Genomic DNA, 25616 nt, shown 5'->3' with positions numbered 1-25616 from the left:
TCTGTTCCTTAGCGGGACGCATCCGGAGTGAAGGTCGAGAAATCGACCAAGGTGCCCAGCATCTGCATGTAAGCGATGAGCGCATCCATCTCCGTGATTCCGTCCTGACCGTCGAAGTTCCGCACCTGCGCATTCGGGTAGCGCTCGAGGAGACCCTCGCTGTCGCTCCACGGATCCGCTTGGTTCACGAAGTCTTCTTTCGCGACTTCGATCATCTCGTCGGTGTAGGGCACGCCGACAATGCGGTGGGTTTTCATCAGGTCCTCGATATACTCGGGCTCGATGTAACGGTCCGCCAGGAAGCCGTATTTCGGCATCACCGATTCAGGCACAACGGACTGAGGATTGGTCAGGTGGTCGACATGCCACTCGTCGGAGTAGCGACCGCCCACACGGGCGAGGTCGGGCCCCGTCCGCTTGGACCCCCACTGGAACGGGTGATCGTATTTCGATTCCGCTGCCAGCGAGTAGTGACCGTAACGTTCCACCTCGTCGCGCATCGGGCGGATCATCTGCGAGTGGCAGACATAGCAGCCCTCCCGCACATAGATTTCCCGACCCGTCAACTCCAGCGGGGAGTAGGGGCGCACGCCCTCCACGTCCTCGATGGTGTTTTCGAGATAGAACAGCGGGGCGATCTCGACGATTCCGCCGACGGTCACCACAAGAAGCGCACCGACCAGAAGCAGGGTGCCGTTGGTTTCGATGATCTTATGTTTGTCGATAAGAGCCATGTTTGAAACCCTCCCTTATTCAGCCGGAGCCAGAGCCGACTCATCCGCTTTCACGGGAGCACGACGCACGGTCATATAGAGGTTGTAGCACATGATCAGCGCACCGGTGAGGTAGAGCACCCCGCCCGTCGCACGCACCACATACATCGGGTGTTTCGCGGCCACGGTGTCGGCAAAGGCGTTCACGAGGAAACCCTGGCTGTCGACTTCGCGCCACATCAGGCCTTCCATGATGCCCGTAACCCACATCGACGCGGCGTAGAGCACGATGCCGATGGTGGCGAGCCAGAAGTGCCAGGACACGAGACCGAGCGAGTAGAGACGTTGACGGTTCCACAGCGCCGGCACGAGGTAATAGAGCGCGCCGAAGGTGATCATGCCGTTCCAGCCCAGAGCACCGGAGTGCACGTGACCGATGGTCCAGTCGGTGTAGTGAGACAGCGAGTTGACCGCGCGGATCGACATCATCGGACCTTCAAAGGTCGACATGCCGTAGAAGCCAACGGAGATCACCATCATCCGGATGACCGGGTCGGTGCGGAGTTTGTCCCAGGCGCCCGAAAGCGTCATCAGACCGTTGATCATGCCACCCCAGGAGGGCATCCACAGGATCACGGAGAACACCATGCCCAGCGTCGAGGCCCAGTCGGGCAGCGCGGTGTAGTGCAGGTGGTGCGGACCGGCCCAGATGTAGATGAAGATCAGCGCCCAGAAGTGGATGATCGACAGCTTGTAGGAGAACACCGGACGTTCGGCCTGTTTCGGCACGAAGTAGTACATCATGCCCAGGAAGCCTGCGGTCAGGAAGAAGCCCACGGCGTTGTGGCCGTACCACCACTGCGTCATGGCGTCCTGCACGCCGGACATCACCATCACGGAGCGGGAGCCCAGAATGGAGACCGGAATCGCCAGGTTGTTGACGATGTGCAGCATCGCGATGGTCACGATGAAGGACAGGTAGAACCAGTTCGCAACGTAGATGTGCTTTTCCTTACGGGTGAAGATCGTCCCCATGAAGGCCATCAGATAGGCCACCCAGACGATGGTCAGCCACAGGTCGATATACCATTCCGGCTCGGCGTATTCCTTGGATTGGGTCACACCCAGCACATAGCCGCTTGCGGCCAGCACGATGAACAGGTTGTAGCCCCAGAACACGAACCAGCCGAGGTTGCCGCCCCAGAGACGCGATGCGGAGGTCCGCTGAACCACGTAGAAGGAGGATGCGATCAGGGCGTTGCCGCCGAAGGCGAAGATCACCGCAGAGGTGTGCAGCGGACGCAGACGCCCGAAGTTGCCGTGGCCTTGCAGGAATTCAAAGTTCAACTGCGGGAAGGCGAGCTGAAACGCGATGAACGTCCCGGCGAGAAAGCCGACGACGCCCCAGATGGCCGTCGCGATGACACCCGCGCGCACGACGCCGTCGAGATAGCCGGTCGGAGCCGGTTTGACGTCGCCTGCCACCCGCAGGGTGTAGATAAAGGTCATGGCCGCCGCGGCCATGAAAATGAGCGCGTGCACCTGATAGGCAAAATCGCGCCCGTAGTTCGCGGCAAGGCCGAAAAGGATCACGGCGATCCCCAGCACTGCCAGCTTGATATAGTTCCACATATTGCGTCCCTTCGTTCTTTCGCCCTCGTCCATAGGGCATAGCCGTCCCGCATTCGACCCACGGGGTTCGACATCTTGCGATTTGTCTCACATCTTTGTGAAGATCATTGATCTGAGTCAAAGCACCATCATTTACGATTTTTGTGCACCAGAATGACAGCAGGCATCTGTATGCCCGCGCCAATCGGTCGCACCCTGTTCGCATGGACAAATTTGCCGCAAAAAAGCTATTCCGAAAACTTATATTTCCAATAGACCTTTACTCGAGCGCCAAAACCGCGTTTTTTGTTGATCTCCGTCAAGGCGAGATTTCCTTTGCGGGATCATGATTTCGGCAATGAGACACACCACCCGAAGGAGGCGGACATGCCCTTCAAAACCATTACAACCATCATGTGCAACATGGAGGCCGACCGCCACGCTCTGGATGCGGCGGTGGCCCTCGCCCGGAAGGAAGAGGGGCATCTCGATGTGATCTGCCTCGGCCTCGACCGGACACAGCCGGGCTTCTATTACGCCGGCACCAACGCCATGGCGCTTCAGGACAACCTGCAACAGGCACAGGCCGACAGCAAGAAAATCGAGGAAGAGGTCAACGACTACCTCAAAGCCGAAGAAATTCCGTGGTTCACCAACCCGGTCACGGCGCAAATGGCCGGTCTGACTCCGCAGCTCGCGCATTTCCTGCGCTTCTCGGATGTCGTCGTCCTGCCTCGTCCCTACGGTCAGGGTCGCGGTCATGAACATGAAGAAATCCTCGAAGCCGCGCTGTTCTCCGGTCACGTTCCGGTGCTCGTCGTGCCCGATGGCGTCAGTGTCCCGGACAACATCGACCGTGTGGTCGTCGCTTGGAACGAAAGCGCCGAAGCGCTCGGTGCGGTGCGTGCCGCCCTGCCGATCCTGCAAAAGGCCGATCTGGTGGACATCACCATCATCGACCCGCCGCAACACGGCCCCGACCGTTCCGACCCGGGCGGCTCGCTTTGCCAGATGCTCGTGCGTCACGGCGTGCGCGCCGAGGTCTCCGTGCTCGCCAAAACCATGCCGCGCATCTCCGACGTGCTTGTGCGTCAGTTGAAAGACAAGGATGCCGACATTCTGGTGATGGGTGCCTATGGCCATTCCCGCTTCCGCGAATCCATCCTCGGCGGCGCAACGCGCCACATGCTCGAACTGGCCGACATTCCGGTTCTGATGTCGCACTAAGACGTTTTCGGGCGCAACTCCGACCGGCACAGTCCTCCCTCATGTGCCGATCGGGAATATCAGGCCCAAAAAGAAACCCCGCGGATCGCTCTGCGGGGTTTCTTTTTATAATCAAAGCGATGGATCAGACCATCAGCCCACCGTCATTGTCATCGCCAGTCTCGATCTGCAACCGGTCGAAATCGGGAATGATCACCTTGCGCTTGCCTTCGAGCGTGATCACCCCGTCGCGTTTGAGCGCAGAGATTTGCCGCGATACGGTCTCAAGCGTCAGTCCGAGGTAATCGGCCATCGCCTCGCGCGTCAGCGGCAGTTCGAAATCCATCCCATCGCCCGCCGTTGTCAGCGCCAGCGACGCCTCGCGCCGGGCGATGATGGCCAGAAGCGAGGCGATCTTTTCCCGCGCGGTCTTACGCCCGAGAATCAACATCCATTCCCGCGCCGCATCCAATTCGTCGAGCGTCATTTCAAGCAGGCGCTGCGCCACATGCGGCGTGCGGATCATCATCTGCTCGAACGGCTTGCGACGGAAACAGCACAGCGTCAGGTTCGACACCGCCACCACATCGTAAGGCGCCGCATCGCGCCCGGGACGACCGAGAAAATCCGACGGCAGCAACAGCCCGACCATCTGGGTCCGCCCGTCCTCCATCGCCTGGCTCAGGGACGCAACGCCGGTCACCACCGAGGCCACGAAATCCATCCGGTCGCCGGACCAGACAATCGGCTGACCGGCTTCGTAGGAACGATAGTATTTGATCGCATCCAGTTCTTCGAGCTCATCCGCCTCGCAGCGCGCACAGACGGAGCGATGCCGGATCGGGCAGGACCCGCACTCTTTATGGTCAAACACAATTTCGTTCATTCGTGCGCTCGCAATTCTTGATCTGGGTCAAGGCACCCGATCTTTGATGGGCTACAGCGTATCTCTATGAACAAACACACGCAACTCCGCAAGCTTGGCCTTTTTGATGCTCGTGTCCCCCGGTACACGAGTTACCCGACGGCACCGCATTTCTCCGACACGGTCGGCGGCGATGACGTGACCGATTGGCTGTCGGCGCTCAACCCGGCCGAGCCGATCTCGCTCTATGTCCATGTTCCGTTTTGCCGCCGTCTCTGCTGGTTCTGCGCCTGCCGGACACAGGGCACTACGACAGCCGGACCGGTCGCGGCCTATGTCGAAACGCTGAAAGCGGAGCTTGCCCTCGTGAAGGCGCATCTGCCTGCGGGCATCGAGATCGGCCATCTGCACTGGGGCGGCGGCACGCCGACGCTTCTGGAAGCCCGGATGATCGCCGATCTCTCGGGCGCGATCCATGACCTCGCGCCTTTTGTACAGGACTACGAGTTCTCCGTCGAGGTCGACCCCAACGAGATCGACGATGCGCGTCTCGATGCGCTGGCGGCTGCCGGGATGAACCGCGCCTCCATCGGGGTGCAGGATTTCGATCCGCAGATTCAGGAAACCATCGGCCGCATCCAGTCCTATGAGACCACGAAAGCCGCCGTCGAGGGCCTCCGCGCCCGTGGCATTCGCTCTCTGAATGCCGACATTCTCTATGGGCTTCCGGGCCAGACCCGGGAGAAAATCTCCGAGAGCGTACAGAAACTCCTGTCGCTCTCGCCCGACCGGGTGGCGTTGTTCGGCTATGCTCATGTGCCCTGGATGGCCCGGCGGCAGAACATGATCCCCACCGACGAACTTCCGACGCCCGAAGAGCGGCTCGACCTGTTCAACACCGCCCGCGACCTTTTCGTCTGGGACAATTACGCCGAGATCGGCATCGACCATTTTGCGAAAAAGGGCGACGGGCTCGAAGTCGCCCTGCGCACCGGCAAGCTGCGCCGCAATTTCCAAGGCTACACCGATGACAAATGCCCGACCATGGTCGGCATCGGTGCCTCTTCGATTGCGAAATATCCGGGCGGTTATGCCCAGAACCAGCCCTCGACCTCGAAATATCAGGCCGATGTGCGCGCGGGTCTCCTGCCCATCGCCAAGGGCCACCGCTTCACCGAAGAGGACCACCTGCGCGGTCGGATCATCGAAGCGCTGATGTGCGATTTCCGCGTCGAGGCGGCGGAACTGTCTGAGGTCTACGGTCTCACACAGGCGGAATTCAACGACTTCGCGACCAGCGCCGCCGAAGCCTTCCCCGAGATGCTCGACATCTCGTCCGAACGCATCGTGATCCGTGAAGAGGCCCGCCCGCTCACCCGCATGATCGCGCGCCACTTCGATGCCTATGACATGACACAGGCGCAACACTCCTCCGCCGTCTGAGCGCATCACCTCCCAAACGCCGAAAAAGACCCGCCGATTGCGCGGGTCTTTCGCTGTCTGGCACTTGCCATTGCCGGGGATTTGCAGGACACCCGGCGGACAAACCGGAGACCGATCATGGACATTCTTTCCCGCCTCAAAGCCATCACGCCCCATGTGCTCACGGGTGACGACGCCCTGCCCTATGGCCGCGACTGGGTCGGGAAATATGAAACCTCTCCCTTGGCCGTGGTGCGCCCCGGCACAACCGCTGAAGTCTCCGCCATTCTTGCGCTCTGCCATGAGACCGAAACCCCCGTGGTGCCGATGGGCGGCAACACAGGCCTGACCGGCGCCACCGCCGCCGACGGCGCGCTGATCCTCTCGCTCGACCGGATGCAGACAATCCGCGAGATTCGCCCCGAGGCCCGCATCGCCGTGGTCGAGGCCGGCGTGATCCTACAGGACCTGCACGACGCCGCCGAGGCTCATGGCCTGACCTATCCGATGACCTTCGGCGCGCGCGGCTCCGCCCGGATCGGCGGCACGCTTGCGACCAACGCCGGCGGTTCGAACGTGCTGCGCTATGGCAACACCCGCGATCTGTGTCTCGGCGTCGAAGTGGTTCTGGCCGACGGGCGGGTGCTCGATCTGATGAGCGAGCTGCACAAGGACAATTCGGGCTACGACTTGCGCGATCTGATGATCGGCTCGGAGGGCACGCTGGGCGTCATCACCGCCGCCGTGTTGAAACTCTACCCGGCGCCCAAAGCCCATGCCACGGCCATGGTCACCACCACCGGGCTGTCCGCTGCGCTCAACCTGTTGAACGCGCTCCAGACCCGCACCGGCGGCATGGTCGAGGCCTTCGAGTACATGCCGCGCGGCTATATGGACAACCTCGCCCGCTTCCGCGCCGATCTGACCCCGCCTCTGGGCCACGATCAGGATCACACGATTTTCCTAGAGATCGGCTCCACCATGCTGCGCGATTGCACCCCCGACGAGACCGGGCAGATCCCGCTCGTCACCCATCTCGAAGAGACGCTGGGCGTGTTGTTCGAAGAGGGTCTGGTGCTCGACGCAGCGCTCGCGCAATCGGAGGCACAGCGCAGTCTGATGTGGGAAATCCGCGAGGCGGCGGCGGAGATTTCCACCGCCGAGAAGCCCGTGGTGATCAACGATCTCTGCCTCCCGCTCGACCGGCTTGAGGCTTTCATGGATCAGGCGGAAATACGTCTGCGTGCGCTCGATCCGGGGTTCAAAACCTGCCCCGTCGCGCATCTGGGCGACGGCAATATTCACTATACCGTTTACCCGAGCACGCCCGAACTGGTTGATCCGCTGATGGAAAAGGTCGAGGAAATCGTGCGCGAAATGGGCGGCAGTTTCTCCGCTGAACACGGCATCGGCCTGTCGAAACTGCCCTCGATGGAACGCCGCAAGAACCCGGTCGCTCTGGAGATGATGCGTGCGGTAAAAGCGGCCTTCGACCCGAAAGGCATTCTCAACCCCGGAAAAACGCTGCCTTAAGCGTTATTTCCAGTCGAAGAACCCGGTGCCCGCGCGTTCCAGAAGTTTCGTTGCCATCTCGACGCCCATCGCGGCGGCATCTTCGACCGCGCCGGACATATCGTCGGTGAGGCTTTCCGACCCGTCCGTGCGCAGAATCTCTCCGCGCAGACGAATGGTCCCACCCTCGACCTCGGCCAGCCCGGCAATCGGGGTCTGACAGGAGCCATCAAGCTTGGCCAAAAACGCCCGTTCACAGGCCATCGCCTGCCCGGTCTTGACGTCATGCAGTGCGGAAAGCATCTTCGCGACCGTCGCGTCACCTTCGCGCCGCTCGATGGAAATCGCCCCCTGCGCCACGGCAGGCAGCATTTCCTCAGCCGTCACAGCACGGCGCGGCACATGATCATAGCCCAGCCGGTTCAGCCCGGCCATGGCAAGAAAGGTTGCCTCCGCCACGCCCTCTTCGAGCTTTTGCAACCGGGTCTGCACCGAACCGCGGAATTCCACGACCTCAAGGTCCGGGCGCTTGTTCAACAACTGCGCCTTGCGACGGAGCGAGGAGGACCCGACCACCGCGCCCAGCGGCAGATCGGCCAGCGCCTTGCCATCGAGTGTGATGAAGGCGTCAAACGGGTTCTCGCGCGGCAGATAGGTGTCGAGGATCAACCCCTCCGGCTGCATCACCGACATGTCTTTGGTGGAATGCACCGCAATGTCGATTTCGCCGGTCAGAAGAAATTCCTCGATCTCCTTGGAGAACAATCCCTTGCCGCCCAGCTCGCGCAAGGAGCGGTCCTGAACCCGGTCGCCGCGCGTGGAAATCGTCACGATCTCGAAGGCGTCCTCCGGCAGGCCGAACGCCTCCATCAGGCGCGACCGCGTCTCATAGGCCTGCGCCAGAGCGAGCGGCGAGCCACGGGTGCCGATTTTCAGGGGGGCGGCGGGGGTGGGAAGTGTCACTGTCATGGCCAAGGCTTACCTGCGGCGGATCGGCCTGACAAGCAGGGAAAGCGCCCTCTGCGCTTGACAAAAGCGCGCAAGCCGGGGACCAGTGCGGGGATGATGACGGGAGGCCCGAAATGACCGACAAGACGATCCTGAAAGCGCTCAAAGGCGAGGTACAAAAGGTGCCGCCGATCTGGATGATGCGGCAAGCCGGGCGCTACCTGCCGGAATATCGCGCAACGCGCGCCGAAGCCGGGGATTTCCTGTCGCTGTGCTACAACTCGGATCTGGCCGCCGAGGTGACGCTGCAACCGATCCGGCGTTATGGATTCGATGCGGCGATCCTGTTCGCCGACATTCTGTTGTTGCCGCAGGCGCTTGGGGCCGATCTCTGGTTCGTCACCGGCGAAGGCCCGCGGCTGTCGACCATTCAGTCGGATGCCGATTTCTCGGCTCTCAAGGGCAAGGACGACATTCACGACACGCTTGCCCCGGTCTATGAGACCGTCCGCATTCTGTCCCGCGAATTGCCGAAGGAAACGACGCTGATCGGTTTCGCCGGGGCTCCGTGGACAGTGGCAACCTATATGATCGCCGGGCGCGGCACCCCCGATCAGGGGCCCGCGCATGCGCTGCGCGAAGGCAACACGGAGCTGTTCGAAAAGGTCATCGACCTTCTCACAGAAGGCACCATCGAATATCTCGACATGCAAATTCAGGCCGGCGCCGAAGTGGTGAAGATCTTCGATAGCTGGGCCGGAAGCCTCAAGGGCGAAGCCTTCGAAAAATACGCTGTCGAACCGACCCGCAAGATCACGGCGGAACTGAAAGCCCGCCACCCCGGCATCCCGGTGATCGGCTTCCCCCGCGAGGCGGGCGAGGGTTATATCGGCTTTCACGCCAAGACCGGCGTCGATTGCGTCGCGCTCGACAATTCCGTCACCCCGGAATGGGGCGCGGCCAATGTCCAGAAAGACGGCTGTGTGCAGGGTAATCTGGCGTCCTCGCATATGGTCACGGGCGGTCAGGCGCTGATCGACGAGGTCCGCCATGTGCGCGAGGCCTTCTCGCACGGCCCGCATATTTTCAACCTCGGCCACGGCATCACGCCGGACGCGGACCCGGACAATGTCAGCCTGATGATCGAGACGCTGCGCGAAAACGCCTAAGGAAAAGCCCCGCCAAAGCGGGGCTTTTCCTTACTCATCCTCATGTGAAGCGCCGTTGAACACGCCACGATAATTCAGCCAAATCTTTTTGCAATGATCGCGCGCCCAATCACCGCACCCATGCAGGATTTCGTATTTCCCAATAAGATACGCCAAAGATCCTTCGGTCGGCGCCCATTGGAACTGCCCCAGCAAGAGGATTTTCTTTTCCATATCCGACAATCCCGCCCGCAAGATGCGCGCATATCTTTGTCGAAGCTCAGCGGCCCGCTTTGCATCCGCAACAGGCAGGGCCTCAAGCTCTTCGAGGCAATACCTAAGGAAATTGTAGTACCCGCCCGGGAAAACATCGCGTGCGTCCTTGCCAAGGCTCTGGCCGTCTCTTTCGTGCACCTCCCCACACAAGGTCACGCATTGGTCCCGCGCACTTTCATCGGCATTCACTCCGTTATGCTCGTGCAGCCAAAGATCATGCCAAAACATGAATTGCGCATGGAATTGACTTTGCATTTGCAAGGATTGCTGAGCCTGAAACTGAGCCACCTGCTGATTATGCGCATCCGCCGCGCGGGACAATTCCCGTGTCTGTTCCTCAACACTTTGCCGCGTCAGGGACAATTCCTGACGCTGCCAGGTCAATGAAACGAGAAATCCCGCAAAGGCCAACCCGCTGAACAGCGCGTTCAGCACCCCCATGGAATCGCCAAGCTCGTTCCAAGCCAGATTTGTCGGACGTTCCAAAGACAGAACGCTCCAGACATTGATGACAAACAAGATGACGACAAACGCCAATACCAGAAACGCAAACCTATATTTTTTCATAAACAATTTAAGTCCTTAAATAATTTAAAAATTCCTCATACCCATTTCGCCATCGGCGGCAGGGACATCAGTACGGCGTCAGGGTTGTGCCCCGTCTCCAACCCGAATTTCGTGCCCCGGTCATAGACGAGGTTGTATTCGGCATAGAGCCCGCGATGGACGAGTTGGCGATCCTTGTCGGCCTCGTTCCACGGCGTATCACGGCGTTTTTCCGTCACGCCGAGGAAAGCCGGAAGGAAGGCGCGGCCCACGTCCTGAGTGAAGGCAAAGTCCTTTTCCCAGTCGCCGGTGTTGAGATCGTCATAGAAAATGCCGCCCACGCCACGCGCCCGCCCCCGGTGCGGGATATAGAAATACTCGTCCGCCCAGGCTTTAAAGCGTGGGTAATACTCGGGATCGTGGCGATCGCAGTGCTCTTTCTGAATCGCGTGGAACGCCGCCGTGTCTTCGGCATATTCGATGCAGGGATTGAGATCCGAGCCGCCCCCGAACCACCAGCCATGCGGGGTCCAGAACATCCGGGTGTTCATGTGGACCGCAGGCGTATGGGGGTTCTGCATATGCGCGACAAGGGAGATTCCCGCCGCCCAGAAACGCGGATCGTCCTTCATCCCCGGAAGACCCTTGCGTGCCGCCATGGCCATCTGGGCCCGCTCGCCCAACGTGCCGTAAACGGTGGAGACATTGACCCCGACCTTCTCGAACACCCGCCCGCCGCGCATCACCGACATGAGACCACCGCCCGCGTCCGATCCGTCCTCGGCGTCGCGCGTGGTTTCCTTCACTTCGAAACGTCCGGCCGAATGCCCCGCTAAGGGACCGCTGAGCTGGGTGTCCTCCAAGGCTTCGAAAGCCGACACGATCTGATCGCGCAACTGGCGGAACCATGCACTTGCGCGCGCCTTCTCATGGGTCATCTCATGCGTCATGGGGCCTCCTCTTTGCCGTCCGCGAGAGGTAACAACAAGATGGCATCGGGGGCAAGCACCCTTCCCCTGCGACGGAAACGCGCTATGATCGCGTGTATATGAGGAAAGGAGATTTCCGATGCGTTGGCTCATTCCACTGGCGGTGCTGCCGCTGCTCGTCGCCTGTTCCGAACAACAGATGTGCATTTCCCGTGCGACCAAGGATTTGCGTCAGGTTCAGAGCTTTATCAAAGAGGCCGAAGGCAATCTCGGCCGCGGTTACGCGCTCGTCGAGAAAGAATATATCGACTACGACATCGAGCGCTGCGGCACCAATGACGAAGGCAAGCCGATCTTCTGTCGTGTGCCGGATGTCCACACCCGCATGGTGCCGAAATCCATCGACCTGGATGCCGAAGCCGCGAAGCTCGCCGCTCTCAAGAAGAAAGAGGCCCAGCTTCAGATCGAGGCGAATGCAGCGGTCGAGGCCTGCAAGGTGCAGTACCCCGAGTGATCGTCAATGCGTGGGCGCAAGCACCGGATCGACCAGCGTGCGCCCGCCATCCACGGTCAGGATCTGTCCGGTCATGAAGCCCGAGCCTTCGGAAACGAGATATTGCACCGTTTCCGCCACATCGGTGGCCGGCGCCACCCGCCCCATCGGGGTCTTGGCGATGATCTCGCCCCGGTAATCGGGATTGTCCGACAGCATGCCCTGCAGGCTCGAACTCATCACGGAGCCGAACGCCACCGCATTGACCCGGATGCGATGCGGCGCGAGGGCCACCGCCATGGCGCGCGTCATCTGGTCCACCGCACCGGAGGAAATCGAGAAGGCCAGCAGCTCCGGCTGACAGCGTCGCGCGGCAATCGAGGACAGGTTGACGATGGCCCCGACACTGGCATCGCTCTCCTCGGATTTCTCCGCATTCCGGATCATCCATTTCGCCACCTGCTGAATCAGCCGCAGCGAGGTCATGAGGTTCTGCTCGATGAGCTGGGAGACATTGTCGTCCTCGACCGAAAGCGGATCGCTCATTGCCACCTGACGCGAGGCGTTGACCAGGATATCGACCCCGTCAAACGCGTCGATCGTCGCCGAGAGCAGATTCGCAATGGTCAGTTTCTCCCGCAGATCTCCGGCAAAATAGGCCACCTGCGGGTTTTCACCGCCAACAAGATCGCCATATTCCGCCGTCAGGCTGGCTTCGTCCATATCCGCACACATCACGCGTGCCCCCTGGGCCAGAAAATGCCGGGCGATGGCGAGACCGACGCCATTGGCAGCCCCCGTCACGATCGCGGTCTTGCCTTCGATGGAAAAGCTCATGCTGGCTCCTGTGTGTTTGCTCAGACCCTAGGTCGTCTTGGCCGCTTTGCGAAGAGGTTTCGCCGCATGCAGCAGTTTGAAGCCCCCCGTGGCGCCGATCTCGGCATATGTACCGAAACAGGCGGCCAGCGTCGCCTCATAGGGCAATTGCCGGTTCGCCACGAGCCAGAGCTCGCCATGGGGGGCAAGCATCCGGCTGGCCGCCTCTATAAAGGCCTGCCCAAGCGCCGGATCGGCGGCGCGGCTGGTGTGAAACGGCGGGTTCATGATCACCGCATCGAGCGGTCTGGGCGGGGTAAAACGCGTGGCGTCTTCCCAGTGAAAGCTCACACGCGGATCGTCGAGATTGTCGCGTGCGCAGGCAAGCGCCGCCGCTTCCGCCTCGACCACATGCAATTCCTTCACCCCTTCGCGGTCCAGGATCGCGCGGGAGAGATAACCCCAGCCCGCGCCGAGATCGGCAATTTTCGCCGGGAGTTTCGCGGGCAAAGCGGCAACCAGCGCCTCGGAGGCCCTGTCAATTCGGTCGACGGAAAATACGCCGAGACGGGTGGTGAACCCCTCGATCAGGTGCAGCGGCCCCGGATCGGTCCAATCGGCAAACCCGCCGCCGGTGATCCCCACCGCCTTGCCATGCGCCTTGGAGACCACCTGCCCCACCACCGCACGTTTCTTCAGCTCTTTCAGGATACTGTCGATGCCGTCGGTCTTCTGGCCGTCGACGATCACCCGATCCGCCCGCGACGCGGCATCGGCGATCAGCGCATGCGCTTCCGCCTTGGAGCGGGGCAGCAAGACCACGGCAAGGTCGAACCGGCCTTCAGCCTCGGTTCTGACGTCATACCCACGTGCCACCAAAGCATCGACATCGGGTTTGAACCCCTGCACGATTTGCACCGTCGCACCGTCCAGCGCGGACAGATCCGTGTCGCCATGCGGACGATAGACCACGGCGGTCGTCACGGGCGCAGAGCCCTCAAGGATCAGGGGGAGACGTGCGGACAGCATGGCGGGGAAACGCCTATTCCTTTTCCATCGTGCATTGCAGCGGGTGCTGGTGCCGGCGGGCGAATTCCATCACCTGCTGCACCTTGGTCTCCGCAATCTCGAAAGGAAACACACCGACAACGGCAAGCCCCTTTTTATGCACGGTCAGCATGATTTCAGTGGCATGCGCATGGCCAATGCCGAAGAAGCGCTCCAGCACCAGAACGACGAATTCCATCGGCGTGTAATCGTCATTCAGCAACATCACCTTGTAGAGCGGCGGGCGTTTGGTCTTCGGCCGAGTTTTGAGCGCAAGACCGACATCGCCGTCGTCATTCGAACGGTCGTCATTGTCTGACATCATCTGAGGCGCGAGGATCACTCTGTCGTCTCCGGTTCCATGTTGCAGCATCTTGGCGGGATCATTTGCCGATATATAGCCCCTTTTTCACATCAATAAAGAGGGTTATGCCGAAACCGGTAAAGGAGCGCCGATCACATGCCCGATAAACTCGCTACAATCGCCTTCGATGCCGACGACACCCTGTGGGAAAACGAAGAGTTCTTCCGCATCACTCAGGACAGATTCGCCGAGCTGCTGGCCGATTTCACAGAAGCCGATCATCTCGCCGAGCGCCTGCTGGCCGCCGAGCGACGCAATCTCGGGCATTACGGGTTCGGCATCAAGGGCTTCGTCCTCTCGATGATCGAAACCGCCATCGAAGTGACCGAGGAGCGCGTCCCCGCCGCCGTCATCAGTGAATTGATCGCCGCCGGTCAGGAGATGTTGCACCATCCGATCCATCTGCTCGACGGGGTCGAGGAAACCGTGGGCGCCCTGGCCGAAACCCATAAGATCCTCTTGGTGACCAAGGGGGATTTGCTCGATCAGGAACGCAAACTCGCCCAGTCCGGTCTGGGCGAACTGTTCGACGGGGTCGAGGTGGTCTCGGCCAAGACGCCCGAGGTTTACCGCACCCTCTTCGCCCGCCATGGTGTCGCGCCCGAACGCGCGATGATGGTCGGCAATTCGGTGAAATCCGATGTCCTGCCGCCGATTGAGGTCGGGGCCTGGGGCGTTCATGTGCCGCATAACATCACCTGGGCCATCGAACATGCCGAGGCACCGGAGGGGCATCCGCGCTACCGCAGCCTCGCGTCGCTGCGCGATCTGCCGGAGCTGATCGGCTCCCTCTGAGAAAATCGCACAGGGGGCGCCCCCCGATCTGGTGGAGCGGCGCCACGCCACCACCAAATATGGCGTTGCATCAATGCACGTCTTGAAAACCCTTGAAAATTGGTGGTTTTCTCACGGCAAAGCCTGTGCTAGCCTCACCCCCAAACACAAGTCGGGCGACATGATCCGACAAGACGAGGCAGAGTTATCATGAAGAGCAACGTGCAGGCACGGGGTATCCCGCGTGCAGTTTCCGGCCGTATTTTTCCACTCTTTCTGATCGCCTTCGCGATGATGATCGCGATGTCGGCCCGCGCCGTGGCTGCGGAATACGCCGCCCTGGTGATGGATGCACGCAACGGCAAGGTGCTTCACGCCACCAATGCCGACACGCGATTGCACCCGGCCTCTCTCACCAAGATGATGACGCTCTACATCGCCTTCGAGGCGATCGAACACGGCGAGATTTCGCTCGACGATGAGGTGACGATCTCCCGAAATGCCGCAGCGGAGCCGCCTTCGAAGCTCGGTCTCAAGCCCGGTCAGAAGATCAAGCTGCGCTACCTGATCCGTGCCGCCGCGGTGAAATCCGCCAACGATGCCGCCACCGCCATCGGCGAGGCCATCGAAGGCTCGGAGGCCGCCTTTGCCCGCCGGATGAACCGCACCGCCAAGGCTCTCGGCATGTCGCGCACCACCTTCAAGAACGCCAACGGCCTGACCGAAGAGGGTCACCTGTCGACCGCCCGGGACATGAGCGTCCTCGGGCGCCATCTGTTTTACGACTATCCCGACTATTACAACCTGTTCTCGCGCACCACGGCCGATGCCGGCGTGCGCATGGTCTCCCATACCAACACCCGCTTCCTGACCTCCTACGAGGGCGCGGACGGGATCAAGACCGGCTACACCTCCGCCTCGGGTTACAACCTCACGGCCTCGGCGCATCGCGGCAGCGAGCGGATCATCACCACCGTCTTCGGCGGTCGCTCCGGCGCGGCGCGCAACGCCAAGGTTGCGGAACTGATGGACCTGGGCTTCAAACGCGCACCGAGCCGCGTTGCCGTAGTGAAACCCGGAAAACCGCCCTATCTCGGCAAGGTCGGCGGCGATACGGTCATGGTGGCCGGCAATCAGGATGCGCCTGCGACCGCCTCGAAAATCATCCGCGTGAGCACAAGGATGAGTACGAGCCCCTGGCCCAAAATGCGCCCGACGCAAGCTCTTGCGCCGGAGACCGAAGAGCTCCTGCTGGCCGCGTCTGATGACGTGATGTCTGCGCTCGCGAAGGCCGAACAGGACGCAGCGCTTCTCGCCGCGGCCAATGACGCTGCCGCAGAGGCCGCTACGCTGCTGGCTGAAACCGCGCGCGCTCAGGCCAGCGAGATGCCCGAGGTGACGCCGACACTTGCACCGGCAACCGCTCCCGTCGTCGCCCAGGCGGTCGTCCCGACGGTCGCCCCGCTGCCGCGCCCCGCCACGCTACAGCTCGCTTCCATCGAACCGGCCTCCGCCATTGCCGCCGAACCCGCCGTCAGCACGCCCGAAGTCGTCACCCGGCTCTCGACCTCCGGCAACCGCTACTGGGGCATCAACATCGGCACTTATGGCAGCGAGTACGAGGCGCGCAAGAATTTGCTCCGGACCGCACTGACCGAGGTGGAAATGCTCGACGGCGCGCTGCGCAAGGTGGTTCGCACCAAGCGTGGCTTCGACGCCAATTTCCTCGGCATGACCGAGGACATGGCGGCGCTCACCTGCCGTCGCCTCGAAGCGCGCGGCACCGATTGCAACACGATCGGGCCGTCCTGAACGGCCCCTTGTCCAAACGCAAAAGGCGACCTTCACAGGTCGCCTTTTTCATGTCTGCGGAACAGTCGTCATTCAGACGCCCGCGCCCTCTTCCACCTTGAGATCGAGCGCAGCACTGACCAGCGCCTTGGTGTAGGCCTCTTTCGGCGTCTCGAAAATCTCCTCCGCCGTGCCCATCTCGACCACATCGCCACGCTTCATCACCAGAACCTGATGCGACAGCGCACGCACCACGCGCAGGTCGTGCGAGATAAACAGGTAAGCCAGCTTGTGTTTCACCTGAAGACGACGCAGAAGCTCCACGATCTGCACCTGCACCGTCATATCGAGTGCGGAGGTCGGCTCGTCCAGCACCACCAGACGCGGGCGCAGGATCATGGCGCGGGCGATGGCGATGCGCTGACGCTGACCGCCGGAGAATTCATGCGGATAGCGGTGCCGGGTCTCGGGATCGAGGCCGACCTCACGCATGATGTCGATCACCGCTTCCTCGACGGAGGCATAGCCCTCGACCCGATGCACGCCCAGCCCCTCCGCGATGATCTGTTCCACCGTCATGCGGGGTGACAGCGAGCCGTAGGGGTCTTGGAACACGATCTGCATATCGGCGCGCAGCGGACGGAGTTTGCGGTTGGACCAGCCCTGGATGTCCTGCCCCAGAACCACCACCGGCCCTTGCGAGGAAATCAGCCGCATGATGGCCAGCGCCAGCGTCGTTTTTCCCGACCCGGATTCGCCCACGATGCCCACGGTTTCACCGGCCCGGACCGAAAACGTTGCGGCATTCACCGCCTTCACATAGCCCACCGTCTTGCGCAGGAACCCGCGCTGGATCGGGAACCAGATGCGCAGGTCTTTGGTCTCGGCCACCACCTCCGCCTCTGCGGGCACCGGATCGGGATGGCCGGTTGCCTCGGCGGCCAGAAGCATCTGCGTGTAGGGGTGCTGCGGATTGTCAAAAATCTCTGTCGTCACGCCGGTCTCGACGATCTCGCCATTTTTCATGACACAGACCCGATCGGCGAATTTGCGCACGATGTTCAGGTCATGGGTGATGAAAAGCATCGACATACCGAGGCTCTGTTTCAGCTCGGCCAGAAGTTCGAGGATCTGCGCCTGAATGGTCACATCGAGCGCGGTTGTCGGCTCATCCGCGATCAGCAATTCGGGGCGGTTCGCGAGCGCCATGGCGATCATGATCCGCTGCCGCTGCCCGCCCGAAAGCTGGTGCGGATAATCCTTGAGACGGCTTTCCGGTTCGTGGATGCCTACCTGATTCAAAAGCTCGATCACCCGCTCCCGCGCCGCCACACCCGTCATACCATGGTGAATGAGCAGCACTTCGGCGAGCTGTTTTTCCAACGTGTGCAGCGGGTTGAGAGAGGTCATCGGCTCCTGGAAGATAAAGCTGATGTCATTGCCGCGGAGTTTTCGCAGCTCCTTCTCAGAGGCGCCGACAAGTTCCTGACCCTGATAGGTGATCGAGCCGCTGGTCACCGCCGTGTCCGGCAAAAGGTTCACGCACGACAGTGCCGTCACCGATTTACCGGAGCCGGATTCCCCGACCAGCGCCACGGTTTCCCCCTTCTCCACCGAGAAAGACACGCCTTTGACGGCCTCGACCACCTGACCATCCTGACGAAAGCCGACCCGCAGGTCTTTATAGTGCAAAAGGCTCATCGAAAGGTCTTCCTCGGGTCAAACGCATCCCGCACGCCTTCGAAAATGAAGACCAGAAGCGAGAGCATGATGGCGTAGGTGAAAAAGGCGGTGAAAGCGAGCCAGGGCGCCTGAAGGTTCTGTTTTGCCTGAAGCGTCAACTCGCCGAGAGAGGGCGCCGAGGACGGCAGGCCAAAGCCCAGAAAGTCGAGAGAGGCCAGCATCCCGATGTTGCCGGTCACGATGAAGGGCAGCATGGTCAAGGTCGCCACCATCGCATTGGGCAACATATGGCGGAACATGATCGTCCAGTTGCCGACGCCCAAGGCCCGCGCCGCCCGGATATATTCGAAATTCCGCGCCCGCAGGAATTCGGCTCGCACGACGCCCACAAGCGCGGTCCAGCCGAAAAGGATGGTGACAAAGACCAAGAGCCAGAAACTTCGTCCCAGAATGGCAAACAAGATGATGATCACATAGAGCGCGGGCATCGCGCCCCATATTTCCAAGACACGCTGGAAGATAAGATCGGTGCGTCCGCCGAAGAAACCCTGAATGGCGCCCGCGACAATGCCAATGAGCGAGGAGGCCAGCGACACCACGAGAGTGAAGAAAATCGACAGGCGGAAACCGTAGATCACCCGCGCGACCACATCGCGTTTGGTGTCATCCGTGCCCAGCCAGTTTTGGCGCGTCGGCGGCGAAGGCGCGGCGCCCGGCCCCTCGACCTGCGTGTTGTAGGAATAGCGAATGGGCGGCCAGATCATCCAGCCCTTCTCGATCTCTTCGCCATTGATTTCCCCGTCCTGAGCGTCTTCGAGATAGGCCTCCGGATCGTCGAAGCAGTCGACCATGCCGCCGGTCTCGATCAGACATTGCACCTCGGGATAGCGATAGACCGCTTCGGTCCTGAAATCGCCGCCGAACTCGGTTTCCGGGTAGAATTTGAAGATCGGCATGTAATAGCCGCCGCGATATTGCACGAGGATCGGTTTATCATTGGCCAGAAACTCGGCAAAGAGCGACAGGCCGAAGAGGATAGAGAAAATGATCAGCGACCAGTATGCGCGGCGGTTCGATTTGAAATTCCGCCAGCGACGGCGGTTCAGCTCGGACATCTTCATCATGTGTCCCTCCGCTCGAAATCAATGCGCGGGTCGACGAAGACATACATCAGATCCGACAGGATGCCGATCAGCAGACCGATGAGACCAAAGAAGAACAACGTGCCGAAAATCACCGGATAGTCGCGTGCGAGAGCGGCCTCATAACCCAGACGGCCAAGCCCATCGAGGGAGAACAGCGTTTCGATAATGACGGAGCCGCCAAAGAACACGCTGAGGAACAGCCCCGGAAACCCCGCGATCACGATCAGCATGGCGTTGCGGAAGACGTGACCATAGAGGACACGGCTCTCGGGCAGGCCCTTGGCCTTGGCGGTGACCACATATTGTTTGCGGATCTCATCGAGGAAAGAGTTCTTGGTCAAAAGCGTGAGCGTCGCGAAGGACGAGATCACGGAGGCCAGAACCGGCAGGGTGATGTGCCAGAAATAATCGCCGATCTTGCCCAGCCAGGACATCTGGTCCCAATCGGGCGAGGTCAGGCCACGCAGCGGGAAAATCTGCCAATACGAGCCCCCCGCCAAAAGCACCAAAAGCAGGATCGCGAAGAGAAAGCCGGGGATCGCATAAGCGGCGATGATGATGCCCGAGGTCCATGTGTCAAAGCTCGATCCATCACGCACAGCCTTGCGGATGCCCAGAGGGATCGAGACCATATAGGAAATCAAGGTCGCCCACAGCCCCAGAGAGATCGACACCGGCAACTTGTCCCAGACAAGATCGAGCACGCCCTCGGATTTGAAATAGCTCTCGCCGAAATCGAAGCGCATGTAGTTCCACATCATCGAGAGGAAGCGCTCGAGCGGCGGCTTGTCGAGACCGAACTGACGTTCCAGATCGGCGATGAACTCGGGCGGAAGACCCCGCGCGCCGGCGTATTCGCTTTGATAGGCGGTGTTTTCGGCCAGATTGGAACTGCCCGCATCGGCCTGCGTGCCGGTGATCGTCTCGAACACATCGCCCTCGCCCTGCAAATTGGCGAGCACCTGTTCGACCGGACCGCCCGGCACGAATTGCGTCAGCGCGAAATTGACCACCATGACCCCGATCAACGTCGGAATGATCAACAGCAAGCGCCGTAGAATATAGGCTCCCATGAAGCGTCCTTACCGGATTGTTATATCTGCTCTTGCCCGTTCGGGGCCTTTTACTTCAATGCGCCAGCCGCACGCAATTCCGCTTCGCGGTCGGCATTCACCCACCAGAAATCCAGATAGCCCAGATCGAGCGGCGGCATCGTATCCTCATCGGGATGCTCATACATGTCGTAATAGGCGACCCAATAGCTGTCGTTCATATGCGCGGGTACGATGAAATAGTCGTAGCGCATGATGCGGTCGGCGGCTTTGACCATCGCCACCATGTCCTCATAAGTCTCCGCCTTCAAAAGCTCCTTGCCGATATGATCAATCGCCGGGTTGCAATAGCCCGCCGGGTTGAAAACATCGTCGCGCTCCTCGCAACCGTATTTCTGGAGGAAGGACGAGCCCTCTTCGAAACCGTTCGAATAGCCATCGAAGATCATGTCATAATCAAAGCTCTGGCGACGGGCCTGATATTGGTTCGGGTCGATCCGGTTGTAGGTGGCGTCGACGCCCAGCGCGGTCAGGTTCTCGACATAGGGCTTGATGATCCGGTCCCAGGCCGGGCTGTAGTGCAAGAATTCGACGGACAGAACCTCTCCGTCCGCATTGCGCATCTTGCCATCATCGCCGGGGGTGTAGCCGGCTTCGGCGAGCAGAGCCGTCGCCCGACGCATGTTCCGGCGGTCCAGAGAGCGGTCGCCGGACGTGTGCGGCAAAAGCGGGTCTTCGCTAAAGATCGCCTCGGGCAGATCGCCCCTGACCTCTTCGAGCACAGCAAGTTCCTTGCCCTCCGGCAGGCCGGTCGCCATCAGTTCCGGCGTCTGCCAAAAGCTCTCGCGCTGGGAAAACAACCCGTATTGCAGCGTCTCGTTGGTCCAGGTGAAGTTATACATCAACCCCAGGGCCAAGCGCACATTGCGGTCCTGAAACTTCTCGCGGCGCAGGTTGAACAGGAACCCGGTCGCGCCCGGAATGCTGCCGTCGTGCAGGGTCTCTTTCTTCACCCAGCCTTTTTCAAGCGCCGGAAAATCGTATCCCGTAGCCCAGACCAGCGAGGAGTTTTCCTGACGGAAGGTGATGTCGCCCGCTTTGAAGGCCTCGAAAGCGGCGATGGTGTCGCCGAAATAGGTCACCCGAATGGTGTCGAGGTTGTTGCGCCCCACGTTCAGCGGGTGTTCCGCCCCCCAATAGTCCGGGTTGCGCTTGTACTCGACCCATTGACCGGCATCGTATCCCGCCAGCATATAGGCCCCGGTCCCCGGCGAGGTCTCATAGCGTTTCTCGTCGAGCCGCGCGCCGGTTTCCTCGAACCACGCTTTCTTCATGACGATCGACGCCGCCGCCTGATCAATTAAGCCATTGCGCGGAATGTCCGGCTGGAAAGTGAACTTCACCGTATGCGCATCGAGCGCCTCGACGGTCTTGATCATCGCAGACACACCCGCGCGCCACGACGGCGTCGCTTCCGCGATCATCTTGTTATGGGTAAACACCACATCCTCGGCGGTCATCGGTGTGCCGTCGGAAAAGGTCACATCGTCGCGCAGGTGGAAAATCACCCACTCCTTGCTCTCGGGATACTCGATGGTCTCGCAGAGCACACAATAGCTCACCGATTTATACTCATCCGCCGTCGAGGTCATCAGACGCTCATACATCGAAGACGACAAAGAGGCGGGCGTCCCCGACAGCGTGGCAAAGGGATTCAGACTGTCAAACGTGCCCACGGTGCCCAGAATGATCTCGCCACCTTTCGGCGCGTCCGGGTTGACGTAATCGAGATGTTCGAAGGGCTCGGCATATTTCGCCTCGTCCCATTCCGAATACCAGGTCGAGGTGATGATTTCCTCGGCAGAGGCCCCGCCACTTCCCAAAGCCAATGCGGCCAGAACGGAAAGGGATCTCAGGAACAGGGGGCGTGCGGTCATGGTCGTCCTCCGAAGGGATGGCTGTACTTCCCCTGACGGTAATGTGCAGGCATCATGACATGCAAGTTACATGCGCTCGAAAATGCGTGATCGCCCCGCTCTCTCCCGTCCAGCGGCGCAGAACAAAACCCCCACCGGTGCGGCCGATGGGGGTCTCAATGCGTCGCGTGCGGACGACGCGCGAACCGATCTTGGAAAAATCAGCCGGAGATCGACTGAAGATAGGCGATGATATTGGCGCGGTCGGTGTCTTTCTTCAGACCGGCAAAGGACATCTTGTTGCCCGGAATCGCGTCTTTCGGGCTGGTCAGATAGACGTTGAGCGCTTCCGCGGTCCATTCGCCGCCATGCGCGCCCATCGCGTCGGAATAGGAGAAATCGCCCACGGTACCGACCGCCCGGCCGAACACGCCGTCAAGATGCGGCCCGGTGCTGTTGGACCCGTCCACCTTGTGGCAGGCCTTGCACTTGGCGAAGACTTTTTCGCCCTTGGCCGGATCGGCGGAGGCAAGAAGCTCGTCAAAGCTTACTTCGACCACCTCTTCGGCAGCGCCGTCGTCTTCGCCGGTGGAGACGACATAGGCCTGAACGACTTCTCCGTCATGGCTTGTGGCCTTCATTGCGTAGATCGAATCGCTCGCCAGATAGGCGATCACAAAAAGAGCAGCGGTGCCGCACAGGCCTCCGACGATCTTCACAAGGGTCATAGTCTTGAACATTTCGCGTTCCGTTCATTGTGGGTTCATCGCGCGCTCCCGCTCTCTACCCGCTTCCCCTGCTTCATTTCAAGGTATAAGACCGGAGCCCATACAGGTTAGCGCAAAAGAAATGTACGAAAAGGGGCAAAAATGACAAAGCGGATCGCATTTCAGGGGGAGCTGGGCTCCTATTCGCATCAGGCCTGCTATGAGGCCCGCCCGGACTACGAGCCCCTGCCCTGCCCGACCTTCGAGGACGCAATGGAGGCCGTGCGCTCCGAACGGGCCGACATCGGCATGATCGCTATCGAAAATTCGACCTATGGCCGGGTGCAGGACGTCTATCACCTCCTGCCCGACAGCGGGTTGCACATCATCGGCGAAACCTTCGTCCGCGTGCATGTGAACCTTCTCGGCCTGCCCGGCAGCAAAACCGCCGACATCAAACAGGCCCGCGCCATGTCGGTGCTGCTGGGGCAGGCGCGCAAATTCATCCACGCCCATGGCATCGAAACCGTCAACTGGTCCGATAATGCCGCCGCAGCCCGGTCGATCAAGGAAGACAACGACCCGAGCATCGGCGCGTTCGCCTCCGAACTTGCGGGCGAGATTCTCGGCCTCGACGTGCTCGAACGCCATATCGAGGACCACAAGCTCAACACCACGCGGTTTCTCATCATGGCCCGGGAACCGGATTACACCCGCCGCGCAGAAAAGATGGTCACCGCCTTCATGTTCCGCGTGCGCAACATTCCCGCAGCACTCTACAAGGCGCTCGGCGGCTTCGCGACCAATGGCGTGAACATGACCAAGCTGGAAAGCTACATGGTCGACGGCGTCTTCACCGCCACCCAGTTCTATGCCGACATCGAAGGCCATCCGGGCGACCGCAACGTACAGCTCGCCCTCGACGAGTTGCGTTACTTCACGGAAATGGTCGAAATTCTCGGGGTTTACCCGGCGGACCCGCGTCGCTCCTGAGGTCGAGCAGATGACGATCAGGCGCGCGGGATCAGATCTTCGGCGCGCCTCGATACTGTTCGGAGAGGTGCTCGCAATAGCTGGAGACGCGCTTCTCGAAGCGTTTCTGCAACGTGCCCTTGGCGAATTTCACCGACTGCACCAGAATCCGCGCCGACAGGGTCTTCGGGCGCACGTCATAGCCGAAGCTCAACCGCGTACGCTGCGGCGACAACGGCACCAGTTCGATGTTCATCTGCATGTGCAACCCGCCTGAGACGGCAGTCGCGCCAAGCAGGTGCGGCGCGTCGAACTCACTGATTTCCGCATCCAGATCGCGCAGCTTGCCGCGAAACGGCACCTTGAGAGACCAGCTCGCGCCCAGACCGCGCGGCTGGCTCGGTCGTTTACGCGCCACATCCATGCCACGACGCATCGCCTGACGCTCCATGCCTTCGAAATCGGTTATCCGATCGAAAACGAAAGCAGCCGGGGCCTCAATGTCCTGACGCGTCGAAAATTTCATGCCTGCTCACCTGCCTCTGACCCGATCCTTCCCCGAGGGAAATCTTATCCCGTTATTCCCAATCGTCCGCAACCCACTTGCGGAGCAGAACCTGTGCGAGGGCGCCTTTTCTCGCCGCTGCGATCTCAGGGTGACGGCCCGCCAGCGCCAGCGCCATCTCCTCGCGCCGCACCCAGCGCGCATCCTCCAGTTCTGCGGGATCGAGGGTGATCTCCCGGCTCACCGCCTCCGCGCGGCAGCCCAGCATCAGGGACGCCGGAAACGGCCAGGGCTGGCTGGTCACATAGTCCACCTTCCCGACCCGCACGCCCGCCTCCTCGAACACCTCGCGTCGCACCGCCGCCTCGATCGGCTCTCCGGGTTCGACGAAGCCCGCCAGAAGCGAATACATCCCCTCCGGCCAATTGGCATTGCGGCCCAAAAGCACGTCATTGCCACGGGTCACCAGCATGATCACCACCGGGTCGGTGCGCGGATAATGCTCTGCCCCGCAAGCCGGACAATCCCGCCGCCAGCCGCTTTGTTCGGGTGCGGTCTTTTCTCCGCAATGGGCACAGAACCCATGGCGACGATGCCAGTCGAACAGCGCCCGCCCGGTCGCGGCCAGCTCCGCCTCCAAAGGTGTGAGCCGGGTCATCACCGCGCGCAGGTCGTAAAATTGCATCCCCGGCAGGGTCTCGACCTCGAATCCGTCCTGCGACCAGGGCGCGGGCGCCTCATCCCCCACGAGCGACAATGAGCCGATATCCCGCGCATAAACCGGCACACCATCCGACAATAGGCCAAGAAAGATTTCGCCCCCCTCCGGCAAATCGACCTCATCGACATCCAGAAGGCAAAGCGCTTCTCCACGCATCGCCAGATGCCCGCGCCAGAGCGGCATGAGTTTCGCATCCGCCCCTGCGGGCCGGTTGTCCCGCAGATGCGCCGCCCTGTTCAGGGTCCCACCGGAAAGTGTCACAATCGTCTTGTTCATGGGCCATGGACATAAGCGGCAATTGTGACAAGAACCAGCGCAACGTGCCGCCATCCGTCCTGGAACGGGGCCTCGTCATCTGCCGCAACACTCCTGTTGCCAGAATGCGACAACAGAGTAAAATGCAATTTAAAGTTGTAACCTAGATCAAAAAGGCAACTCAAAATAGTTTGCAGGC

Annotated in this window: 24 protein-coding genes; 8 read left to right on the top strand and 16 right to left on the bottom strand. The window is 60.9% G+C overall.

Features of this window, described 5'->3' with window-relative positions:
* Window positions 1–8: 8 nt before the first annotated feature.
* Both ccoO and ccoN read right to left on the bottom strand, forming a co-directional pair.
* On the bottom strand, window positions 9–734 hold the full coding sequence (gene ccoO / locus NH195_RS02805; RefSeq protein WP_066702728.1) for a cytochrome-c oxidase, cbb3-type subunit II: 726 nt from the start codon (window positions 732–734) through the stop codon (window positions 9–11).
* Between the two features lie 15 nt (window positions 735–749).
* Window positions 750–2345 carry a cytochrome-c oxidase, cbb3-type subunit I gene (gene ccoN / locus NH195_RS02800; protein WP_066702725.1) on the bottom strand — a complete coding sequence of 532 codons (1596 nt, stop codon included), beginning with the start codon at window positions 2343–2345 and terminating at the stop codon, window positions 750–752.
* Window positions 2346–2711: 366 nt separating this feature from the next.
* Between ccoN and NH195_RS02795 the strand changes: the two genes are divergently transcribed.
* Entirely contained in the window at window positions 2712–3551 is an 840-nt protein-coding gene (locus NH195_RS02795; RefSeq protein ID WP_066702719.1) for a universal stress protein, read from the top strand.
* Window positions 3552–3675: 124 nt separating this feature from the next.
* On the opposite strand, the gene fnrL is transcribed toward NH195_RS02795, so the two are convergent.
* Window positions 3676–4416 (bottom strand): transcriptional regulator FnrL, encoded by a 741-nt coding sequence (gene fnrL / locus NH195_RS02790; RefSeq protein WP_066702717.1) that lies wholly within the window; start codon window positions 4414–4416, stop codon window positions 3676–3678.
* A gap of 66 nt (window positions 4417–4482) precedes the next feature.
* On the opposite strand from fnrL, the gene hemN reads away from it, so the two are divergent.
* The gene (hemN, locus tag NH195_RS02785) at window positions 4483–5838 is read left to right on the top strand and encodes an oxygen-independent coproporphyrinogen III oxidase (protein WP_066702715.1); all 1356 of its coding nucleotides are present in this window, start codon (window positions 4483–4485) and stop codon (window positions 5836–5838) included.
* 117 nt (window positions 5839–5955) lie between these two features.
* Window positions 5956–7350 (top strand): FAD-binding oxidoreductase, encoded by a 1395-nt coding sequence (locus tag NH195_RS02780; RefSeq protein WP_066702712.1) that lies wholly within the window; start codon window positions 5956–5958, stop codon window positions 7348–7350.
* Between the two features lie 3 nt (window positions 7351–7353).
* On the opposite strand, the gene hemC is transcribed toward NH195_RS02780, so the two are convergent.
* The gene (gene hemC / locus NH195_RS02775; protein ID WP_066702709.1) at window positions 7354–8298 is read right to left on the bottom strand and encodes a hydroxymethylbilane synthase; all 945 of its coding nucleotides are present in this window, start codon (window positions 8296–8298) and stop codon (window positions 7354–7356) included.
* A 113-nt stretch (window positions 8299–8411) separates the two neighbouring features.
* Here hemC and hemE point away from each other — a divergent pair, with 113 nt between their 5' ends.
* Entirely contained in the window at window positions 8412–9446 is a 1035-nt protein-coding gene (gene hemE, locus NH195_RS02770) for a uroporphyrinogen decarboxylase (protein ID WP_066702706.1), read from the top strand.
* 30 nt (window positions 9447–9476) lie between these two features.
* On the opposite strand, the gene NH195_RS02765 is transcribed toward hemE, so the two are convergent.
* Window positions 9477–10268 carry a hypothetical protein gene (locus NH195_RS02765; RefSeq protein ID WP_066702700.1) on the bottom strand — a complete coding sequence of 264 codons (792 nt, stop codon included), beginning with the start codon at window positions 10266–10268 and terminating at the stop codon, window positions 9477–9479.
* A 35-nt stretch (window positions 10269–10303) separates the two neighbouring features.
* A complete protein-coding gene (hemF, locus tag NH195_RS02760) occupies window positions 10304–11197 on the bottom strand; it encodes an oxygen-dependent coproporphyrinogen oxidase (protein ID WP_066702698.1) in 894 nt (297 codons plus the stop codon).
* Window positions 11198–11315: 118 nt separating this feature from the next.
* Here hemF and NH195_RS02755 point away from each other — a divergent pair, with 118 nt between their 5' ends.
* On the top strand, window positions 11316–11690 hold the full coding sequence (locus tag NH195_RS02755) for a hypothetical protein (RefSeq protein WP_066702696.1): 375 nt from the start codon (window positions 11316–11318) through the stop codon (window positions 11688–11690).
* 3 nt (window positions 11691–11693) lie between these two features.
* On the opposite strand, the gene NH195_RS02750 is transcribed toward NH195_RS02755, so the two are convergent.
* The 3 genes from NH195_RS02750 to clpS are packed head-to-tail and all read right to left on the bottom strand — an operon-like array spanning window position 11694 to window position 13854.
* The gene (locus NH195_RS02750; protein ID WP_066702694.1) at window positions 11694–12506 is read right to left on the bottom strand and encodes an SDR family NAD(P)-dependent oxidoreductase; all 813 of its coding nucleotides are present in this window, start codon (window positions 12504–12506) and stop codon (window positions 11694–11696) included.
* A 27-nt stretch (window positions 12507–12533) separates the two neighbouring features.
* Window positions 12534–13514 (bottom strand): class I SAM-dependent methyltransferase, encoded by a 981-nt coding sequence (locus NH195_RS02745; RefSeq protein WP_066702691.1) that lies wholly within the window; start codon window positions 13512–13514, stop codon window positions 12534–12536.
* Window positions 13515–13527: 13 nt separating this feature from the next.
* Complete coding sequence (gene clpS, locus NH195_RS02740; RefSeq protein ID WP_198403554.1) at window positions 13528–13854, bottom strand: ATP-dependent Clp protease adapter ClpS; 327 nt, start codon at window positions 13852–13854, stop codon at window positions 13528–13530.
* A 138-nt stretch (window positions 13855–13992) separates the two neighbouring features.
* Here clpS and NH195_RS02735 point away from each other — a divergent pair, with 138 nt between their 5' ends.
* Both NH195_RS02735 and NH195_RS02730 read left to right on the top strand, forming a co-directional pair.
* Complete coding sequence (locus tag NH195_RS02735) at window positions 13993–14691, top strand: HAD family hydrolase (RefSeq protein ID WP_066702688.1); 699 nt, start codon at window positions 13993–13995, stop codon at window positions 14689–14691.
* A gap of 189 nt (window positions 14692–14880) precedes the next feature.
* Window positions 14881–16482: a D-alanyl-D-alanine carboxypeptidase family protein gene (locus NH195_RS02730; protein ID WP_066702685.1), complete on the top strand. Its 1602-nt coding sequence runs from the start codon at window positions 14881–14883 to the stop codon at window positions 16480–16482.
* Window positions 16483–16554: 72 nt separating this feature from the next.
* On the opposite strand, the gene NH195_RS02725 is transcribed toward NH195_RS02730, so the two are convergent.
* From NH195_RS02725 to NH195_RS02705, 5 genes are all read right to left on the bottom strand, one after another.
* Window positions 16555–18162 carry an ABC transporter ATP-binding protein gene (locus NH195_RS02725; protein ID WP_066702676.1) on the bottom strand — a complete coding sequence of 536 codons (1608 nt, stop codon included), beginning with the start codon at window positions 18160–18162 and terminating at the stop codon, window positions 16555–16557.
* The gene (locus tag NH195_RS02720; protein WP_066702981.1) at window positions 18159–19265 is read right to left on the bottom strand and encodes an ABC transporter permease; all 1107 of its coding nucleotides are present in this window, start codon (window positions 19263–19265) and stop codon (window positions 18159–18161) included. The genes NH195_RS02725 and NH195_RS02720 overlap by 4 nt, the downstream gene beginning before the upstream one ends.
* Window positions 19265–20362 (bottom strand): microcin C ABC transporter permease YejB, encoded by a 1098-nt coding sequence (locus NH195_RS02715; RefSeq protein ID WP_066702673.1) that lies wholly within the window; start codon window positions 20360–20362, stop codon window positions 19265–19267. Before NH195_RS02715 ends, NH195_RS02720 begins: the two co-directional genes overlap by 1 nt.
* Window positions 20363–20412: 50 nt before the next feature.
* Window positions 20413–22278: an extracellular solute-binding protein gene (locus tag NH195_RS02710; protein WP_066702671.1), complete on the bottom strand. Its 1866-nt coding sequence runs from the start codon at window positions 22276–22278 to the stop codon at window positions 20413–20415.
* A 200-nt stretch (window positions 22279–22478) separates the two neighbouring features.
* The gene (locus NH195_RS02705; RefSeq protein WP_066702669.1) at window positions 22479–22997 is read right to left on the bottom strand and encodes a c-type cytochrome; all 519 of its coding nucleotides are present in this window, start codon (window positions 22995–22997) and stop codon (window positions 22479–22481) included.
* 129 nt (window positions 22998–23126) lie between these two features.
* Here NH195_RS02705 and NH195_RS02700 point away from each other — a divergent pair, with 129 nt between their 5' ends.
* Window positions 23127–23957, top strand: coding sequence for a prephenate dehydratase (locus NH195_RS02700; protein ID WP_066702667.1), 831 nt, complete (start codon window positions 23127–23129; stop codon window positions 23955–23957).
* Window positions 23958–23988: 31 nt separating this feature from the next.
* On the opposite strand, the gene NH195_RS02695 is transcribed toward NH195_RS02700, so the two are convergent.
* On the bottom strand, window positions 23989–24462 hold the full coding sequence (locus tag NH195_RS02695; RefSeq protein WP_066702664.1) for an SRPBCC family protein: 474 nt from the start codon (window positions 24460–24462) through the stop codon (window positions 23989–23991).
* Window positions 24463–24514: 52 nt separating this feature from the next.
* Window positions 24515–25438: an NAD(+) diphosphatase gene (gene nudC / locus NH195_RS02690; protein ID WP_066702662.1), complete on the bottom strand. Its 924-nt coding sequence runs from the start codon at window positions 25436–25438 to the stop codon at window positions 24515–24517.
* Window positions 25439–25616 lie beyond the last annotated feature (178 nt).

Origin of the sequence: Celeribacter ethanolicus (assembly GCF_001550095.1) — a bacterium.
Classification (GTDB): Bacteria; Pseudomonadota; Alphaproteobacteria; order Rhodobacterales; family Rhodobacteraceae; genus Celeribacter; species Celeribacter ethanolicus.
Note: the sequence above shows the minus strand (reverse complement) of the source record. Positions and strands in the feature narration are given on the sequence as shown.

Excerpts from the sequence above, each read along its gene's own strand:
- ccoO (WP_066702728.1), bottom strand. The coding sequence starts at position 734 with ATGGCTCTTATCGACAAACATAAGATCATCGAAACCAACGGCACCCTG.
- ccoN (WP_066702725.1), bottom strand. The coding sequence starts at position 2,345 with ATGTGGAACTATATCAAGCTGGCAGTGCTGGGGATCGCCGTGATCCTT.
- NH195_RS02795 (WP_066702719.1), top strand. The coding sequence starts at position 2,712 with ATGCCCTTCAAAACCATTACAACCATCATGTGCAACATGGAGGCCGAC.
- fnrL (WP_066702717.1), bottom strand. The coding sequence starts at position 4,416 with ATGAACGAAATTGTGTTTGACCATAAAGAGTGCGGGTCCTGCCCGATC.
- hemN (WP_066702715.1), top strand. The coding sequence starts at position 4,483 with ATGAACAAACACACGCAACTCCGCAAGCTTGGCCTTTTTGATGCTCGT.
- NH195_RS02780 (WP_066702712.1), top strand. The coding sequence starts at position 5,956 with ATGGACATTCTTTCCCGCCTCAAAGCCATCACGCCCCATGTGCTCACG.
- hemC (WP_066702709.1), bottom strand. The coding sequence starts at position 8,298 with ATGACAGTGACACTTCCCACCCCCGCCGCCCCCCTGAAAATCGGCACC.
- hemE (WP_066702706.1), top strand. The coding sequence starts at position 8,412 with ATGACCGACAAGACGATCCTGAAAGCGCTCAAAGGCGAGGTACAAAAG.
- NH195_RS02765 (WP_066702700.1), bottom strand. The coding sequence starts at position 10,268 with ATGAAAAAATATAGGTTTGCGTTTCTGGTATTGGCGTTTGTCGTCATC.
- hemF (WP_066702698.1), bottom strand. The coding sequence starts at position 11,197 with ATGACGCATGAGATGACCCATGAGAAGGCGCGCGCAAGTGCATGGTTC.
- NH195_RS02755 (WP_066702696.1), top strand. The coding sequence starts at position 11,316 with ATGCGTTGGCTCATTCCACTGGCGGTGCTGCCGCTGCTCGTCGCCTGT.
- NH195_RS02750 (WP_066702694.1), bottom strand. The coding sequence starts at position 12,506 with ATGAGCTTTTCCATCGAAGGCAAGACCGCGATCGTGACGGGGGCTGCC.
- NH195_RS02745 (WP_066702691.1), bottom strand. The coding sequence starts at position 13,514 with ATGCTGTCCGCACGTCTCCCCCTGATCCTTGAGGGCTCTGCGCCCGTG.
- clpS (WP_198403554.1), bottom strand. The coding sequence starts at position 13,854 with ATGTCAGACAATGACGACCGTTCGAATGACGACGGCGATGTCGGTCTT.
- NH195_RS02735 (WP_066702688.1), top strand. The coding sequence starts at position 13,993 with ATGCCCGATAAACTCGCTACAATCGCCTTCGATGCCGACGACACCCTG.
- NH195_RS02730 (WP_066702685.1), top strand. The coding sequence starts at position 14,881 with ATGAAGAGCAACGTGCAGGCACGGGGTATCCCGCGTGCAGTTTCCGGC.
- NH195_RS02725 (WP_066702676.1), bottom strand. The coding sequence starts at position 18,162 with ATGAGCCTTTTGCACTATAAAGACCTGCGGGTCGGCTTTCGTCAGGAT.
- NH195_RS02720 (WP_066702981.1), bottom strand. The coding sequence starts at position 19,265 with ATGAAGATGTCCGAGCTGAACCGCCGTCGCTGGCGGAATTTCAAATCG.
- NH195_RS02715 (WP_066702673.1), bottom strand. The coding sequence starts at position 20,362 with ATGGGAGCCTATATTCTACGGCGCTTGCTGTTGATCATTCCGACGTTG.
- NH195_RS02710 (WP_066702671.1), bottom strand. The coding sequence starts at position 22,278 with ATGACCGCACGCCCCCTGTTCCTGAGATCCCTTTCCGTTCTGGCCGCA.
- NH195_RS02705 (WP_066702669.1), bottom strand. The coding sequence starts at position 22,997 with ATGTTCAAGACTATGACCCTTGTGAAGATCGTCGGAGGCCTGTGCGGC.
- NH195_RS02700 (WP_066702667.1), top strand. The coding sequence starts at position 23,127 with ATGACAAAGCGGATCGCATTTCAGGGGGAGCTGGGCTCCTATTCGCAT.
- NH195_RS02695 (WP_066702664.1), bottom strand. The coding sequence starts at position 24,462 with ATGAAATTTTCGACGCGTCAGGACATTGAGGCCCCGGCTGCTTTCGTT.
- nudC (WP_066702662.1), bottom strand. The coding sequence starts at position 25,438 with ATGAACAAGACGATTGTGACACTTTCCGGTGGGACCCTGAACAGGGCG.